At 70.2% G+C, this 16435-nt stretch carries 13 protein-coding genes and 1 tRNA gene; 5 read left to right on the forward strand and 9 right to left on the reverse strand.

All coding sequences use genetic code 11. The annotated features are described in order from the left end of the window. The first annotated feature begins 371 nt into the window (after positions 1-371). Positions 372-1592, forward strand: coding sequence for an acetyl-CoA C-acetyltransferase (locus ACZ61E_RS09480; protein WP_469698973.1), 1221 nt, complete (start codon positions 372-374; stop codon positions 1590-1592). Between the two features lie 467 nt (positions 1593-2059). Beyond that, complete coding sequence (locus ACZ61E_RS09485) at positions 2060-3145, forward strand: hypothetical protein (RefSeq protein WP_469698974.1); 1086 nt, start codon at positions 2060-2062, stop codon at positions 3143-3145. On the opposite strand, the gene ACZ61E_RS09490 is transcribed toward ACZ61E_RS09485, so the two are convergent. Continuing rightward, complete coding sequence (locus tag ACZ61E_RS09490; RefSeq protein ID WP_469698975.1) at positions 3129-3461, reverse strand: hypothetical protein; 333 nt, start codon at positions 3459-3461, stop codon at positions 3129-3131. The genes ACZ61E_RS09485 and ACZ61E_RS09490 overlap by 17 nt on opposite strands. Positions 3462-3562: 101 nt before the next feature. Here ACZ61E_RS09490 and ACZ61E_RS09495 point away from each other — a divergent pair, with 101 nt between their 5' ends. Further along, positions 3563-3793 (forward strand): DUF4287 domain-containing protein, encoded by a 231-nt coding sequence (locus ACZ61E_RS09495; RefSeq protein ID WP_469699121.1) that lies wholly within the window; start codon positions 3563-3565, stop codon positions 3791-3793. Positions 3794-3937: 144 nt separating this feature from the next. Here the strand turns inward: ACZ61E_RS09495 and ACZ61E_RS09500 are convergent, their stop codons facing one another. Further along, positions 3938-4828: a Bax inhibitor-1/YccA family protein gene (locus ACZ61E_RS09500; protein WP_469698976.1), complete on the reverse strand. Its 891-nt coding sequence runs from the start codon at positions 4826-4828 to the stop codon at positions 3938-3940. A 436-nt stretch (positions 4829-5264) separates the two neighbouring features. Further along, positions 5265-5348, reverse strand: a tRNA-Leu gene (locus ACZ61E_RS09505). A gap of 437 nt (positions 5349-5785) precedes the next feature. On the opposite strand from ACZ61E_RS09505, the gene ACZ61E_RS09510 reads away from it, so the two are divergent. Beyond that, entirely contained in the window at positions 5786-6544 is a 759-nt protein-coding gene (locus ACZ61E_RS09510; protein ID WP_469699122.1) for an ABC transporter ATP-binding protein, read from the forward strand. Between the two features lie 143 nt (positions 6545-6687). Next, the gene (locus ACZ61E_RS09515) at positions 6688-9228 is read left to right on the forward strand and encodes an ABC transporter permease (protein ID WP_469698977.1); all 2541 of its coding nucleotides are present in this window, start codon (positions 6688-6690) and stop codon (positions 9226-9228) included. Positions 9229-9387: 159 nt separating this feature from the next. Here ACZ61E_RS09515 and ACZ61E_RS09520 read toward each other — a convergent pair whose 3' ends face one another. From ACZ61E_RS09520 to eno, 6 genes are all read right to left on the reverse strand, one after another. Continuing rightward, positions 9388-10680, reverse strand: coding sequence for a class I SAM-dependent methyltransferase (locus ACZ61E_RS09520; protein ID WP_469698978.1), 1293 nt, complete (start codon positions 10678-10680; stop codon positions 9388-9390). Positions 10681-10938: 258 nt separating this feature from the next. Next, a complete protein-coding gene (locus ACZ61E_RS09525) occupies positions 10939-12372 on the reverse strand; it encodes an NAD(P)/FAD-dependent oxidoreductase (RefSeq protein ID WP_469698979.1) in 1434 nt (477 codons plus the stop codon). A gap of 422 nt (positions 12373-12794) precedes the next feature. After that, a complete protein-coding gene (locus ACZ61E_RS09530) occupies positions 12795-13718 on the reverse strand; it encodes a Ppx/GppA phosphatase family protein (protein WP_469698980.1) in 924 nt (307 codons plus the stop codon). Continuing rightward, positions 13715-14323, reverse strand: a complete 609-nt coding sequence (locus ACZ61E_RS09535; protein WP_469698981.1) for a DUF501 domain-containing protein — start codon at positions 14321-14323, stop codon at positions 13715-13717. The genes ACZ61E_RS09530 and ACZ61E_RS09535 overlap by 4 nt, the downstream gene beginning before the upstream one ends. A gap of 23 nt (positions 14324-14346) precedes the next feature. Next, positions 14347-14820: an FtsB family cell division protein gene (locus ACZ61E_RS09540; RefSeq protein WP_469698982.1), complete on the reverse strand. Its 474-nt coding sequence runs from the start codon at positions 14818-14820 to the stop codon at positions 14347-14349. Positions 14821-14953: 133 nt separating this feature from the next. Continuing rightward, on the reverse strand, positions 14954-16240 hold the full coding sequence (gene eno / locus ACZ61E_RS09545) for a phosphopyruvate hydratase (protein ID WP_469698983.1): 1287 nt from the start codon (positions 16238-16240) through the stop codon (positions 14954-14956). Positions 16241-16435 lie beyond the last annotated feature (195 nt).

A 16435-nucleotide genomic window follows, 5' to 3' on the forward strand; every position in this document is an offset into this window, starting at 1 on the left:
CCGGGGCCGAGAAGCGCGTCCCCGCGCCCGGCCGGGGTCGGCGCCCAGCCCGAGGAGCGCGGGCCGGGTCGGGGCCCGGGGCGGGCCCAGCCCGAGGAGCGCGGGCCGGGTGGGGCCGGGGCCGAGAGGCGCGTGCCCGCGCCCAGGCCGGGTCGGAGCGCGCGGTTCAAGGGGGCGGGAGTGTCCTCGATCGCCGGGGCGGGCTGTCAAGCCCGTCCGGCGATCGAGGACAGGCGCGGCAGGCCGCGCCCCGCGGCACGGGCGGAGCCGGATGCGGCACTCGTCACACGTCCGGCCCGGTGACCCGAGCCGTACGTGCGGGTAACTTCACCAGACGGCACTCCCGCCGTACCGCACCCTCTGGAGCCGTGATGCCCGAAGCCGTGATCGTCTCTGCCGCCCGCTCCCCCATCGGCCGGGCCTTCAAGGGCTCCCTGAAGGAGCTGCGGCCCGACGACCTGACCGCCACCATCATCCAGGCCGCGCTCGCCAAGATCCCCGAGCTCGATCCGCGCGACATCGACGACCTGATGCTCGGCTGCGGCCTCCCCGGCGGCGAGCAGGGGCACAACCTGGGCCGGATCGTCGCCGTACAGATGGGGATGGACCACCTCCCCGGCTGCACTATCACCCGTTACTGTTCGTCCTCGCTCCAGACCTCCCGGATGGCGCTGCACGCCATCAAGGCAGGTGAGGGCGACGTCTTCATCTCCGCCGGCGTCGAGATGGTGTCCCGCTCCGTCAACGGCTCCAGCGACGGCATGCCCGGCACCCACAACCCGGCCTTCGCCGACGCCGAGGCCCGTACGGCCACCGTCGCCGCCTCCGAGGGCGCGGACTGGCACGACCCGCGCGAGGACGGCCTGCTGCCCGACGCGTACATCGCGATGGGCCAGACCGCCGAGAACCTGGCCCGCCTCAAGGGCATCACCCGGCGCGACATGGACGAGTTCGGCGTGCGGTCCCAGAACCTCGCCGAGGAAGCCATCAAGAACGGCTTCTGGGAGCGCGAGATCACCCCGGTCACAACGCCGGACGGCACGGTGGTGGCCAAGGACGACGGCCCCCGCGCGGGCATCACCCTGGAGGGCACCCAGGGCCTCAAGCCCGTCTTCCGCCCCGACGGACTGGTCACCGCCGGCAACTGCTGCCCGCTCAACGACGGCGCCGCGGCCCTCGTGATCATGTCGGACACCAAGGCGCTCGAACTGGGTCTGACCCCGCTGGCCCGGATCGTCTCCACCGGCGTCTCCGGCCTCTCGCCGGAGATCATGGGGTACGGCCCCGTCGAGGCCAGCAAGCAGGCGCTGCGCCGCGCGGGCCTGGGCATCGGCGACATCGACCTGGTGGAGATCAACGAGGCGTTCGCCGCACAGGTCATCCCCTCCTACCGGGACCTCGGCGTCGACCTCGACAAGCTGAACGTCAACGGTGGCGCCATCGCCGTGGGCCACCCCTTCGGCATGACGGGCGCGCGGATCACGGGCACGCTGATCAACGGGCTCCAGTTCCACGACAAGCAGTTCGGCCTGGAGACGATGTGCGTCGGCGGCGGCCAGGGCATGGCCATGGTCATCGAGCGGCTGAGCTGAGCCGGAGCGGAGGGTAGGGGCCGCCCGAGGTACGAGGGCGGCACCTGCCCGCAGCGGTGGCGAAGCGAACGCGACCCAAGACACCGTGCGGCTGAGCTGAGCCGGAGCGGAGGGTAGGGGCCACCCGAGGTACGAGGGCGGCACCTGCCCGCAGCGGTGGCGAAGCGAACGCGACCCAAAACACCGAGCGGCTGAGCTGAGCCGGAGCGGAGGGTAGGGGCCCCGAGGTACGAGTGCGGCGGTCGAATCCCGCCGAGCCCCAGTCGTGACTCAATCTCCCCCAGGATGTGACCTACCTCCTGGGGGAGACCCATTTACGCTGGTCACGGCAGCATTGGGGCCGGCCCTAAGGCCGAAAGACCTGTCCAATTCATGACGTAATGCACTGCCGACGTGCGCGCCCCCGCGACAAGCTGATGTAGGAAGTCGGGGGACCATTGAAGACCGGGAGTAAGTCAGTGAGCGCCATGTCTATTGCCCTGCTGCTTACCACGGCCGCCGCCACGGCCGTGGGCGTCGCCGCCCTGCACGCCGCTCATGGGCTGCGGCGGGAGGTCACGGCCCTGCGCGGCGAACTGTCGCTGGCCAACCCTGGCGGCCACGCCGCCGTACCGCAGGCACGCTCCGGCGAGTCGGCTCCGGCCGCCGCCACGTCCACCGAGGACATACGGCTCGCGGTGGCCGAGGCCCTGGCCGAGGAGCGCGAGCGGGAGCTGGCCGAGGCGCGCGCCTTCTGGGCCGCGCAGGAGGCCCGCGACGCCGGCGACGCGCCGTCGCTGCTGGGCGGCCTCGCCGGCTCCGGCACCGACGACGGGCCTTTCTACGTGCCGCGCCAGGCCGACTTCGTGGGCCTGGAGGCGCTGGACCTCGACGCACTCGACCGGGCCGACCGGGCCCGCCGGATCACGGACGACGACTACGACGACCTCACGGAGCTGGCGGAACTCGCCGAGCTGCGGGAGCGCGGCGAGCTGGACGACCCGGCCGACGCCGCGCGCCTCGCCCGCTTCGACGAGCTGGACGAGCTGGACGGCCCCGGCGAGTACGACGGACTGCCGGAGCTGAGCGAGGTGAGTGAGGTCAGCGAGATCGGTGAGTTCGCCGAGGACTCCCCGGAGCTGGCCGCGGCCCGCCGCAGGCACCCCTCGCACCCGGACTTCGTGCCGGTGCGCACCCCGGTCGTCACCGACCACGAGCGGACGGTGGCGCGGCTGGAGGAGCTGGCCGACGCCCGTACCGCTCTCGCCGACGTCCGCCCCGGCCCGCTGGGCACGCTGGACGTGTATGTCTTCACGGACGGTACGACGCTCTGCATGACACCGGGCCACCGCGAGACCGCCGAACGCCTCGCGGGCGCGCTGCGCGACGGTGGTACGCCGTTCCTGCTGGGCGGCTCGGGCGTCTCGGGGGCGTACGCCCTCACGTTCTCCTGTGGCGTGAACACCGGCGCGGAGGACGGTGACAGCGCCGGGAACACGGAGTCGACGGGTGAGAACGCCGCCGCCGGTGACCACATCTACATCCTCGCGGACCGGGTCATAGCCTCGCTCTAGCCACCGCCCGCTCCACCGCCCTCACGGCCTCGTCCAGTTCCGCCACGGACGGGGCCGTTCTCAGTGCCTCGGCCAAATCACCCGCCGCGACGGTCAGTTGATCGGCCACGACGAAGACGCCGGCGTCCGGCATGATCCTCGGCGGCTCCGGTGGCCCGCCGTCCACGGCTTCCAGGCGCTGGGCCGTCGCGGACAGTTCCCTGGCCAGAGCCAGCGCTTCGGCCGCGGCCCCTCGCTGCAACCTGCTCTGCGGGGCTGCCCGCAGCCGGTCGGCGAATCGGTCCACGGCGGCGGTCAGGCGCGTCGTATCAAGCACGCCGCGACCCTACGCGCCCGTGCCGAACTGTTGCCAACGGAGGGCCGCTCAGGCACGGTGACGTGAAGGACCAGTACGTGAAGCAGCGTCCGGAGGCGCCGATGTCCCTTGTTTTCTCCGAAGAGACCCATCGCAACCTGCTGTCCCGTATCCCACAGTGCACCGGTCGCGAGATCTCCGACTGGCTCCGCACGGTCGACGAAGGTCCCGCCCTTGTCCGTTTCGACGAGAAGGTCGCCTGGCTCCGGGGTGAGCACGACCTCGCGTACGGGCACGCGAAGGCGATCATCCACGAGCACGATCTGAGGCGGGCGGCGCGCCGCCTCGGCTGACACCCGGCCCGCGGGACGGAAGACGGAAGGGGTCAACGGGCGACAGCCCGTTGACCCCTTCGTCATGACTCGTCATGACCACGTTGAGGTCGGATCGGTTTCACCCCGGCGGGCCGGGTGAAACCGATCCGGTCATCGCACCGACTAGTCGTTTCCGCTCAGGATCGAGAAGAGACGCAGCATCTCCAGGTAGATCCAGACCAGCGTCATGGTGAGGCCGAAGGCCGCCATCCACGACTCCTCGCGCGGCGCGCCGTACGTGACGCCGTCCTCGACCTGCTTGAAGTCGAGCGCCAGGAAGCACGCGCCGAGGATGATGCCGATCACTCCGAAGAGGATGCCGAGGCCGCCGCTGCGGAAGCCGAGGCCGTCACCGCCGCCGAAGACGCTGAACAGCAGGTTGGCGACCATGAGGAGCACGAAGCCCATCGCGGCGGCCATCACGAAGCCGTAGAAACGGCGCGTGACGCGGATCCAGCGCATCTTGTAGGCGATCAGCACACCGGCGAAGACCGCCATGGTGCCCATCACCGCCTGGACGACCACGCCCGGCGAGAGGTACGTGCTCACCGCGCTGCTGATCACGCCGAGGAAGACGCCCTCGAACGCGGCGTAGCCCAGGATCAGCGCGGGGACCGGCTTGCGCTTGAACGACTGGACCAGCGCCAGGACGAGGGCCACGAGGGCGGCGCCGATGGCGATGCCGTACGACTTGCCGACGTTGTCCTGGTCGACGGGGAGCAGGACCCAGGCGAGGACGGCCGTGAGGACGACCGTGCCGAGCGTCGACGCGGTGCGCGTCACGACGTCGTCGATCGTCATGACCCCGGCGCGTGCGGGCGCCTGCGGTCCGGCGCCGCCGTACTGACCGTCGGTCTGCGGGGCGTAGGGGTTGGTGGCGTACGGGTTGGTCGCGTACGGGTTCTGCGCGGTTCCTACGGCGGGGCCCCCGGCCTGCGGCGCCGCGTTGAAGCCCGCTTGGCCGTTGTCGCGGCTGAAGCCCCGTCGCGAGAAGACCGGGTTACTGCTCCTCATCTCACTCCTCCATGGCGGCCACCCTGCGCGGCCTTGGCACAAGAGTAATGCGGGAGCAAAGGGAACACCCTAGTGCCCCAGGAGGATCTTTCCTCGATCGTGACGCGGGGGGTGCGGGGCCGGGTGGCGGGGGCCGGCCCGGAGTGTCGCCGGGTGGCGTGTCCACGACCCTCCGGGGGTCTTCGGAGAGCGCTCCCGCGGACAGCCGTTCCGGAGCGCCGGATTCACTGGATTGACGCGCACTCGACAAGATGATCAAGGCTCTGAGCTGGGACTTCGTCGCGAATCAGAGCTGACTATTCGTCAAGAGCTCTACACTTCAACCGAGTTGGTCGATCGGGCCGGTCTGCAGGCACGTTTCAGCAGCACTGTGCCTCAAAGGCAAAAAAGTGAGGGAAGAATCGATCTTCGCAGGTCAGCACACGTTCAGAGAGTGTGCCCGGAACCGGACTTGAACCGGTACGCCCCATTTGGGGCAGCGAGGTTTAAGCTCGCCGTGTCTGCATTCCACCATCCGGGCGTACGCGGCTCCGCGTTGGCTCACGAGCCTATCCGGGAGGACCCCTCGGACAGCCGAGTACCTGGACGATCCTGTCTGATTTTATTGGCACCTGAGGGAGTGTCAGCCCTGGTAACACGCCATCGGCACATGCCGGAAGCAGGACGAAGGTCTTGATACGACCCTCGGGATATGACGGAAAGTCGCCGCTCTCTGTCTACTATTCGCCACTCCCCGCACACGGATTGCGCGGAGCCGTCGTTCAGGCGACAGGTGGACGACCGGATGACATGAGTAAGGGGCGGCGTCATACCGGAGGAGGACACGGCGGCGCCGCGGTCCGACCCGAGGGGGCCACCGGAACGGGCATGCGGAGTGACGACTCGGCGCCGGACGGCCGAGAGGATGAAGTCAGTCCACCCCACACACCCCGAACAGGAGCCCCACCCGTGACGACCATGCCTCTCCTCCGCGCCAGCGCCGTGGCGGCCCACGCCTCCGGCTTGTCCAAGGTCTACGGGCAGGGCGAGACACAGGTCGTGGCGCTCGACCAGGTCACCGTCGACTTCCGGCAGGGCCAGTTCACCGCGATCATGGGCCCCTCCGGGTCCGGCAAGTCGACCCTGATGCACTGCGTGGCCGGGCTCGACACCTTCAGCAGCGGCTCGGTGCGCATCGGCGACACCGAGCTGGGCACGCTCAAGGACAAGCAGCTCACCCAGCTCCGCCGGGACAAGATCGGCTTCATCTTCCAGGCGTTCAACCTGCTGCCGACACTGACGGCCCTGGAGAACATCACGCTCCCCATGGACATCGCGGGCCGTAAGCCCGACAAGCAGTGGCTGGACAACGTGGTCACGATGATCGGCCTCAAGGACCGGCTCCACCACCGTCCCAGCGCGCTCTCCGGCGGTCAGCAGCAGCGCGTGGCCGTCGCCCGCGCGCTCGCCTCCCGCCCCGAGATCATCTTCGGCGACGAACCGACCGGGAACCTGGACTCACGGGCCGGCGCCGAGGTCCTGGGCTTCATGCGCAACTCCGTACGGGAGCTGGGCCAGACCGTCGTGATGGTGACGCACGACCCGGTGGCCGCCTCGTACTCGGACCGCGTGATCTTCCTCGCCGACGGCCGGATCGTCGACGAGATGCAGAACCCCACCGCCGACGGCGTGCTCGACCGTATGAAGGCCTTCGACTCCAAGGGCCGTACGAGCTGACGCCCGCCGCCCGGCGCCCCTGACACCGCGCGCCGGCCGTCCGTCCTCCCCGCGGCCGACCCCGCACTCCACCGCGGCCGGTCCGCCCTGCCCGCACGCGGCCGAGCCGTCCGTCCCTTCTGCCACTCACCTGGACTTCCATCATGTTCCGTACCGCCCTGCGCACCGTGCTCGCGCACAAGGCCCGGCTGCTGATGACCGTGCTCGCCGTGATGCTCGGCGTGGCCTTCGTCTCCGGCACCCTGGTCTTCACCGACACCCTCGGCAACGCCTTCAACAAGCAGTCGGCCAAGAGCTACAAGGACGTGGCCGTCTCCGTCTCCAGCTACGCCTCCGACGAGACGGGCCCCGACGGGAAGAAGCCGGAGCCGGGACTCAGCCCGGAGACCCTCGACAAGATCGGCGCCATCGACGGAGTGACCTCCGTGACCGGACGGGTCGACGGCTTCGCCGGCGTGGCCGACCCGGACGGCAAGCTGATCGGCAACGGCTGGTCCAACACCGGCACGAACTTCTCCCCGGACGAGGACGGCAAGGACGCCGCCTACGACTTCACCGCCGGCACGGGCCCCGAGAAGGCCGACGAGATCGCGCTCGACAAGTCCACCGCGTCCCGCGGTGAGTACGAGGTCGGCAAGCCCGTGCGGGTCTCGACCAACGGGCCGGTGAAGGAGTACACCCTCTCCGGCATCTTCACCACCGAGGACGGCGCGGTCAACGCGGGGGGCAGCCTCGTGCTCTTCGAGACGGCGGTCGCGCAGAAGCTCTACCTGGAGCCGGGCTTCTTCCAGGACGCCACCGTCAAGGCGGCGCCCGGCGCGTCCGAGTCGAAGATCCTCGACGCGGTGGAGCCGCTGCTGCCCGAGGACGCCGAGGCCCAGACCGGCACCCAGCTGGCGGCCGAGCAGGCCGACCAGATCGAGCGTCAGCTCAGCGGCATCAACCAGATGCTGCTCGCCTTCGCGGCCATCGCCCTCTTCGTCGGCATCTTCCTGATCTCCAACACCTTCACCATGCTGGTCGCCCAGCGCACCAAGGAGCTGGCGCTGCTGCGCGCCGTCGGCGCCTCGCGCCGCCAGGTCAAGCGCTCGGTGCTGATCGAGGCGCTGGTCGTGGGTCTCTTCGCGTCCGCCGTCGGCTTCGTCCTCGGCGTCGGTCTCGCCGTCGGACTGCGCTCGGCCATGGGCTCGTTCGGTGCGAAAGTGCCCGCGGGACCGCTGATGATCACCCCGGTCGCCGTCGCCGCCGCCTTCGGTGTCGGCGTGGTGATCACCCTGATCGCCGCCTGGCTGCCCGCCCGCCGGGCCGCGAAGATCCCGCCGGTCGCCGCCATGAGCAGCGTGCACGCCGTGGCCACGGTGAAGTCGCTCATCCTGCGCAACTCGATCGGCGCCGTGCTCACCCTCATCGGCGCCGCGGGGATCATCGCCGGCGCCTCGGCCGGGAAGGACGGCAAGCTGCTCATCGGCGGCGGCGCGTTCTTCGCGCTCGTCGGCATCATCGTGCTCATCCCGCTGCTGTCGCGCCCGGTCATCGCCCTCGCTCAGCCGCTGCTCAAGCGTCTCTACGGCGTCGCGGGCAAGCTGGCCGGGCAGAACGCGGTGCGCAACCCGCGCCGTACCGGCGCCACCGCCTCCGCGCTGGCGATCGGCCTCACGCTGGTCACCGGTCTGACCGTCATCGGTGTGACCCTCGGTCAGGCCATCGACAAGATGACCACCGACAACATCAAGGCCGACTACATGGTCACGATGGCCAGCGGCGGCGGGCTCGACGAGTCGGCGGTCGAGGCGCTGGAGAAGGCTCCGGGCGTCAGCGCGGTCTCCCCGCAGCGGGCGTCGTACCTGGAGATCAAGGGCGAGGACACCTCCGTCTCGGGCGTGACCCCCGGGGACATCGAGCGGGTGCTCGCGCTGAAGACGGAGAGCGGTTCGCTGGGCTCGCTGAGCGGTGACGCGATCGCGATGGACTCGGACACCGCGAAGTCCCGGGGTCTGAAGACGGGCGACACCGTCCCGGTGAAGTACCAGGACGACAAGACGGCGCGGCTGAAGATCGGCGCCACGTACGAGGCCAACGAGTTCGTCTCGCCGGTGCTGATCTCGACCGATCTGGTGGGGCCGCACGAGGCGAAGCCGTACACGCGCGAGGTGTACGTGTCGATGGACGGCGGCATGAGCGAGGCCAACGAGCAGGCGCTGGTGAACGCGCTCGGCGACAACCCCGCGATCAGCGTCTCCGACCAGCAGGACATCAGGAACATGTTCGGCGGCCTGATCAACACCGCGCTGAACATCATGTACGGGCTCCTCGGGATGGCGCTGATCATCGCGGTGCTCGGTGTCGTCAACACCCTCGCGATGTCCGTCTTCGAGCGTCAGCAGGAGATCGGCATGCTGCGGGCCATCGGTCTGGACCGTCGCAGGGTCAAGCGGATGATCCGGCTGGAGGCCGTGGTGATCTCGCTCTTCGGCGCGCTGGTCGGTGTCGGGCTCGGTACGTTCCTGGCCTGGGCGATCGGCGAGACGATCCGCTCCTCGGTCCCCGGCTACGTACTGGTCCTGCCGTGGGAGCGGATCGGGATCTTCATGGTGCTCGCGGGGCTGGTGGGTGTGCTGGCCGCGCTCTGGCCGGCGCGCAGCGCGGCGAAGCTGAACATGCTGACGGCGATCAAGACGGAGTGAGGCCGGGCGGCGTCGACGGGGGGGGGGGGGGGGGGGGGGGGGGGGGGGGGGGGGGGGGGGGGGGGGGGGGGGGGCCCCCCCCGGCGCCCGTTTCCGTGCTCGGTGCTCGTGCTGTGTGCTCGTGCTTCTCGGTCCATGGGCCGGGCCGGGTGACTCGTGTCAGTTCCAGGTACGCGTGCGCAGCGGGAGGGAGGAGTCGCCCGATTCCCGGGACCGTACCGCCAGGATCTGGTTGACGCCGATCCTGTTGTGCTCGAAGGAGAGCGCCGATGCGGCCATGTAGAGGCGCCACACGCGGGCGCGGCCGGGTGAGGTGGTCCGGACGGCCTCCGGCCAGCGCCGCTCCAGGTTCCGCACCCACTGACGGAGCGTCAGCGCGTAGTGCTCACGCAGGGATTCGACGTCCCTGACCTCGAAGCCGGCCTCCTCCAGCGTGGAGACGGTGCGGCCGAGCGGGGCCAGTTCGCCGTCGGGGAAGACGTACGCGTCGATGAAGTCGTCGATGTGGTACTCGGATTCGTCGCGCTCGGGGCGGCGCGCGATCTGGTGGTTGAGCAGTCGCCCGCCCGGCTTGAGGAGGGCGAACAGGTCGTCGGCGTACTCGCGGTAGCGGACCGAGCCGACGTGTTCGGCCATGCCGATGGACGAGATGGCGTCGTACGGACCGTCCCTGACGTCCCGGTAGTCCTGGACCCGGATCTCGACGCGGTCGGTCAGGCCCTCGTCCGCGATGCGCTTTCGCGCGTAGGCGGCCTGCTCGCGGGAGAGCGTGACCCCCGTGACCTGGACGCCGTACTCGCGCGCCGCGTGGATGGCCATGGAGCCCCAGCCGCAGCCGACGTCGAGCAGCCGCTCGCCCTCCGTCAGCCCGAGCTTGCGGCAGACGAGGTCGAGCTTGTCGCGCTGGGCGTCCTCCAGCGTGGCGCCGGGCTCATCGAAGTAGGCGCACGAGTAGACCATCGACGGTCCGAGGACCATCTCGTAGAAGTCGTTGCCCACGTCGTAGTGGTGGCTGATCGCCGCCCGGTCGCGGTTCCTGGTGTGCAGGGCGCCGCTTCTGCGCCGCACCTCCTCGGGGGGCGGCGGTGGCGGCGGCCAGGGTCCGGCGATCTCCACGAGTCCCTTGGCGGCGGCGCGCAGGCGCGGGTCGCGCAGCGGGTGCACCGACTCCCCGGTGTCGGCGCCGCGCCCCCAGAGCAGCCCGGCGATCCGCGACAGGGCCGCGTACAGATCGCCGTCGATGTCGATCTCGCCGGCCACCCAGCCGCGGGCCAGTCCCAACTCGCCCGGCTTCCACAGCAGCCGGCGCAGGGCCCTGCGGTGCCGTACGACGAGTGTCGGCGCGCCCGGCGGGCCCGATTCGCTGCCGTCCCAGGCACGGATACGCACGGGGAGCGGGGCCCCCAGCAGTTCCTCGGCGAGAGTGGTCAGCCGCAGTGCGGCATCGGCCATGGCGCACACCTCCGTGAAAGGGGATCCCAGAAATGCTCAACTCACTCGTGAACACCGCCGACGGGGCGTGGGAGTCCCGGCAGCGCGCAATGGGTGGGCAAAAATAGCTGCACAGGCCATGGAATTTGTGCCGACTTCTACCGATGCGCACCCTTACCTGTTGTCTCGTACCCATCTTCGGACCGGGCGCACGCGAAAGGGCCGCCCGCACCACGGATGGCGGGCGGCCCTTTCGGGTCGGTGGGAGGGTGCGCGCGGTCAGGACGCCTTGACGCGCGTCCCGGCCCCGGCCCTCACCTGGCCGGAGTCCTGCTCCGAGCCGGACCCGGAGACCGGCGCGGCGGTCTGACGCGCCGGCGCGGGCTTGGCCGCCTCGTAGAACTCCTCGCGCGGTGTCTCCATCGCGCCGAGCGAGACGACCTCGCGCTTGAGGAACGCCGAGAGCGTCCAGTCGGCGAAGACACGGATCTTGCGGTTCCAGGTCGGCATCGCCATGCCGTGGTAGCCGCGGTGCATGTACCAGGCGAGCCGGCCACGGAACTTGATCTTCATCTTGCCGACGACGATCATCGCGACACCCTTGTGCATGCCGAGACCGGCGACCGCGCCCTTGTTCGCGTGGCTGTACTCCTGCTGCGGGAAGCCCCGCAGACCGGAGATCACGTTGTCGCCGAGGACCTTCGACTGACGCAGCGCGTGCTGGGCGTTCGGCGGGCACCAGGCGTTCTCGACACCGGCCTTGCGGGCGGCCACGTCGGGGACCTGGGCGTTGTCACCGGCGGCCCAGATGTAGTCGGTCCCGCGCACCTGGAGCTTGGCGTCGGTGTCGACGTGACCGCGCGGGCCGAGCGGCAGGCCGTAGCGGGCGAGCGCCGGGTTGGGCTTGACGCCCGCGGTCCACACGATCGTGTTGGAGTCGACCTCCAGCCCGTTGCCGAGCACCACACGGCCGTCGACGCAGGACTCCATGCCGGTCTTGAGGTAGACCTCGACGCCGCGGCTCTCCAGGTGCTCCTTGCCCCAGGAGCCCAGCTTCGGGCCGACCTCGGGAAGGATCTTGTCGGCGACGTCGACGAGCAGGAAGCGCATGTCCTCGCGCTTGACGTTCGTGTAGTACTTCGCCGCGTCGCGCGCCAGGTCCTCGACCTCGCCGACGGTCTCGGCGCCGGCGAATCCGCCGCCGACGAAGACGAAGGTCAGCGCCTTGCGGCGGACCTCCTCGTCGGTCGTGGAGTCGGCCTTGTCGAGCTGTTCGAGCACGTGGTTGCGCAGGCCGATCGCCTCCTCGATGCCCTTCATGCCGATGCCCTGCTCGGCGAGGCCGGGGATCGGGAAGGTACGGGAGACGGCGCCGAGGGCGACGATCAGATAGTCGAAGGGCAGCTCGTAGGCCTCACCGACGAGCGGGGAGACCGTGGCGACCTTGCGGTCCTGGTCGATGGTCGTGACCCGGCCGGTGAGCACCTCAGCCTTGGGCAGCACGCGTCGCAGCGGTACGACGACGTGCCGGGGCGAGATGTTGCCGGCGGCGGCTTCGGGGAGGAAGGGCTGGTACGTCATGTACGAGCGGGGGTCGACGACGGTGACCGTCGCCTCCCCGTAGCGCATCTTCTTCAGAATGCGACGAGCTGCGTACAGGCCTACGTACCCTCCGCCTACAACAAGGATCCTGGGACGCTCCGTGGTGCTCATGCCATCGAGTATCCACCTGCCCGGGAGGGGGTGCTCGTGAGCCCCTTCACAAGCACCCCCCATACCTCTGCTACACTTCGCGGCCCGCTTGATCGACCTCCCGGTCCCGCGGTGGGACCAGGCGGTCCCGCGGAACCTTCCGCACCCCTCGTGAGCTGGCCCTTGAGGGGTTTCACGGGGGTGGACCACCGGGCTGTTCACACCCCCGCAACACGGCCGCCACAGCCCGTTGACCGACCGTGTCCGGGCGCCGGGCCGGTGCCGGAGGCCCCCGGGGAGCGATGTGGGCCCAACCCGGCGGTTTTCCTTGTGAAGAACTTCACGAACTTCGTTCCGGAGTGTGGGGCAGAGACCCCGTAAGACCCCCGTAAAGACGCTCGGGACACCCCGGAAGGCGCCCGCGGCACCCCGCCGTCACCCGCTCAGGCGATCGACCAGCAGATGCCGTCGAGGATGTCGTGCTCGCTCACGACGACCTCCCGCGCACCGGTCCGTTCCATGATCGTGAGCAGGATCAGCGCACCCGTCACGATCACGTCCACCCGCCCCGGATGCATCACCGGGATCGTCTCGCGCTCGGCGTGGGTGGAGGACAACAGCGTCGTGGTGATCTCCCGGACCGTCTCGAAGGGGATGCGCGAGTGATGGATCACCTCCGAGTCGTACTCCGTCAGACCCAGCGCGATCGCCGCGACCGTGGTGACGGAACCGGCCAGGCCCACGAGGGTGCGGGCCTCGCCGAACGGGACGTCCCGCGCCGCCGTGTCCAGGGCGGTGGCGATGTCCGCGCGCAGGGCGGTGATGTCGGCGAGGGTGGCCGGGTCGGCAGGCCGGTGCCGCTCGGTCAGCCGTACACAGCCCACGTCCACGGAGCGGGCCGCGGCGACCCGGTCGGAGCCGACGACGAACTCGGTGGAGCCGCCGCCGATGTCCACGACCAGATACGGCTTCTCCAGGTCGGTGCCGGCCAGTTCCCTGGTGGCGCCGGTGAAGGAGAACTCCGCCTCCTGGTCGCCGGTGATCACCTCGGGCTCGACACCGAGGATGTCGAGCACACCGCGGACGAAGTCGTCGCGGTTCTCGGCGTCCCGGGAGGCGGAGGTGGCCACGAAACGGATCCGGTCCACCCCGTGCCGCTTGACGACCTCCGCGTACTCACGGCAGGCCGCGAAGGTGCGCTCCAGCGCCTCGGGGGCGAGCCGGCCCGTGCGGTCGACACCCTGGCCGAGCCGCACGATCGTCATGCGCCGGTCCAGGTCGGTGAGTTCGCCGGTCGCGGGATCGGCGTCGGCGACCAGGAGCCGGATGGAGTTCGTACCGCAGTCGATCGCCGCGACCCTGGTCATACGGTGTCTCCCTGGGGGCCGGCCGAGGTGTCCGCCCCGGCGGCTTCGTCGGTGGATCCGTCCGCGGGTCCGCCGGTGGGTCCGTCGTTTGTGAACGGGATCACACAAGGCCCCTTGCGCCACCACTCGGGCAGCATCGCCAGCGCCTCGTCACCCAGCGGGTTCACTCCCGGACCCGCCGCGAGCGAGTGGCCGACCAGCACGTGCAGGCACTTCACCCGGTCCGGCATCCCGCCCGCGCTCGGGAATCCCGACAGCAGCTCGATCGCGTCGCGGCGCGCGAGGTAGTCCTCGTGGGCCTTGCGGTACGCGGCGGCCAACTCGGGGTCGGACGCGAGGCGTTCGGTCATCTCCTTCATGACACCGTTCGCCTCCAGCGTGCCGATGGCCGAGGCCGCGCGCGGGCAGGTCAGGTAGTAGAGCGTGGGGAACGGCGTACCGTCCGGCAGCCGCGGGGCGGTCTCCACCACATCGGGCTGCCCGCAGGGGCAGCGGTGCGCGATGGCGCGCAGACCGCGCGGGGGCCGGCCGAGCTGTTGCCTGAACGCCGCGACGTCCGCCTCGGTGAGTTCGGTGCGTCCGGTCTGCGGAGGGGGCGTTTCCATACCTGCGTCGGTTTCCTTGGTGTCTATCTGTCCGTCCGGTCGGCGCTGTCGACGCCGTCCAGGAGATTGGAGTACCAGGGCCGGTCGGCCGCGCCCTGGTCGGTGCGGCGCTCCTCGGCCGCCCGGGGGTCGGACATGATGTAGCCGGTCTCCCCCGGCATCACGTAGTGCAGATGCTCGCGCGCCAGGCGCTGGATGTACGCGTCGTCCTGGAGGCGGGCCCTCTCGTCGCGCAGCTCCTCGACCCGCTGCCGGGCCTCCCGCGTCAGCCGCTGCTGCTCGGCGATCTCGCCGCGCTGCGACACGTACTGCCGCATCGGGTAGGCGAGCGCCACGACCAGCGAACAGACGACGAGCACGAGGAACGCGGCGCGTCCGGTGAGCCGGGAACGGCGGGCCTGCCTGCGGGTCTGCGAGCGGTAGACCCGGGCGGCGGTCTGCTCGCCCAGAATCCTGATCTTGGTCGCGGTGGAGAACCGGTCCCGGTTCGCGGCCATGGTCCCGCCTCCCTCAGAGGTCCGAGCGGGCCCCGTACCTCTGGTACTGCCGTTACCGCCTCTGTACGCGCGTACGTCCCCGGACACGGTACGGGACCGGGGACGGGGACGTACGCACGACTGGCTGTGCCGGTCAGTCCTTGAAGCGGGGGAACGCGCTGCGGCCCGCGTACACGGCCGCGTCGTCCAGGATCTCCTCGATGCGCAGGAGCTGGTTGTACTTGGCGACGCGCTCGGAGCGGGCCGGGGCGCCGGTCTTGATCTGGCCGCAGTTGGTGGCGACGGCGAGGTCGGCGATCGTGACGTCCTCGGTCTCGCCGGAGCGGTGCGACATCATGCACTTGAAGCCGCTGCGCTGCGCCAGCTCGACGGCGTCCAGGGTCTCGGTCAGCGAACCGATCTGGTTGACCTTCACGAGCAGGGCGTTGGCGGAGCCCTCCTCGATACCGCGGGCCAAGCGCTCGGGGTTGGTGACGAAGAGGTCGTCGCCGACGATCTGGACCTTGGTGCCCAGCTTCTCGTTGAGGACCTTCCAGCCGGCCCAGTCGTCCTCGAAGAGCGGGTCCTCGATGGAGACCAGCGGGTACGAGGCGACGAGCTCCGCGTAGTACTCGGTCATCTCGGCGGCCGAGCGGGACTTGCCCTCGAACTCGTACGAGCCGTCCTTGTGGAACTCGGAGGCCGCCACGTCGAGCGCGAGCGCGATGTCCTTGCCCGGGGCGTAGCCGGCTTCCTTGATGGCCACGAGGATCAGGTCGAGCGCGGCGCGGTTGGACTCCAGGTTCGGCGCGAAGCCGCCCTCGTCGCCGAGGCCCGTGGAGAGCCCCTTCTCCTTCAGGACCTTCTTCAGCGTGTGGTAGACCTCGGCGCCCCAGCGCAGGGCCTCGGAGAACGACTCGGCGCCGATCGGCGCGATCATGAACTCCTGGATGTCCACGTTGGAGTCCGCGTGCGAACCGCCGTTGAGGATGTTCATCATCGGCACGGGCAGCAGGTGCGCGTTCGGACCGCCGAGGTAGCGGAACAGCGGCAGGTCGGACGCCTCGGAGGCGGCGTGCGCCACGGCGAGCGAGACGCCGAGGATGGCGTTGGCGCCGAGCGAGGACTTGTCGGGCGTCGCGTCCAGGTCGAACATCGCCTGGTCGATCAGCCGCTGCTCGGTGGCGTCGTAGCCGACCAGCTCCGGGCCGATCTGCTCGATGACGGCGAGGACGGCCTTCTCGACACCCTTGCCCTGGTAGCGGTTCGGGTCACCGTCACGGAGTTCGAGGGCCTCGAACGCGCCGGTGGAGGCACCGGAGGGGACAGCAGCACGGCCGGTGCTGCCGTCGTCGAGGCCGACCTCGACCTCGACCGTTGGGTTGCCTCGGGAGTCAAGGATTTCCCGGGCTACGACGACGTCGATGGACGGCACGAGCATCTCCTTCTGGGATGTGACGCGTTGGTGCGGGGCCTCATTGGTCCTGCGGCATGAGCCTAACCGGCTCCCGGGCGAGGGTCGGCCGATGCCCGCCCGCTGGGACGAAAAGAGTCCGGAATGCACGATGTGCGGCGAATGTCGCACCGGAGTCACGCCGATTCACCCGGCGGACGGACCCCGGCCCCGGACCCGGCG

It is taken from the genome of Streptomyces sp. NPDC104581, assembly GCF_055583685.1.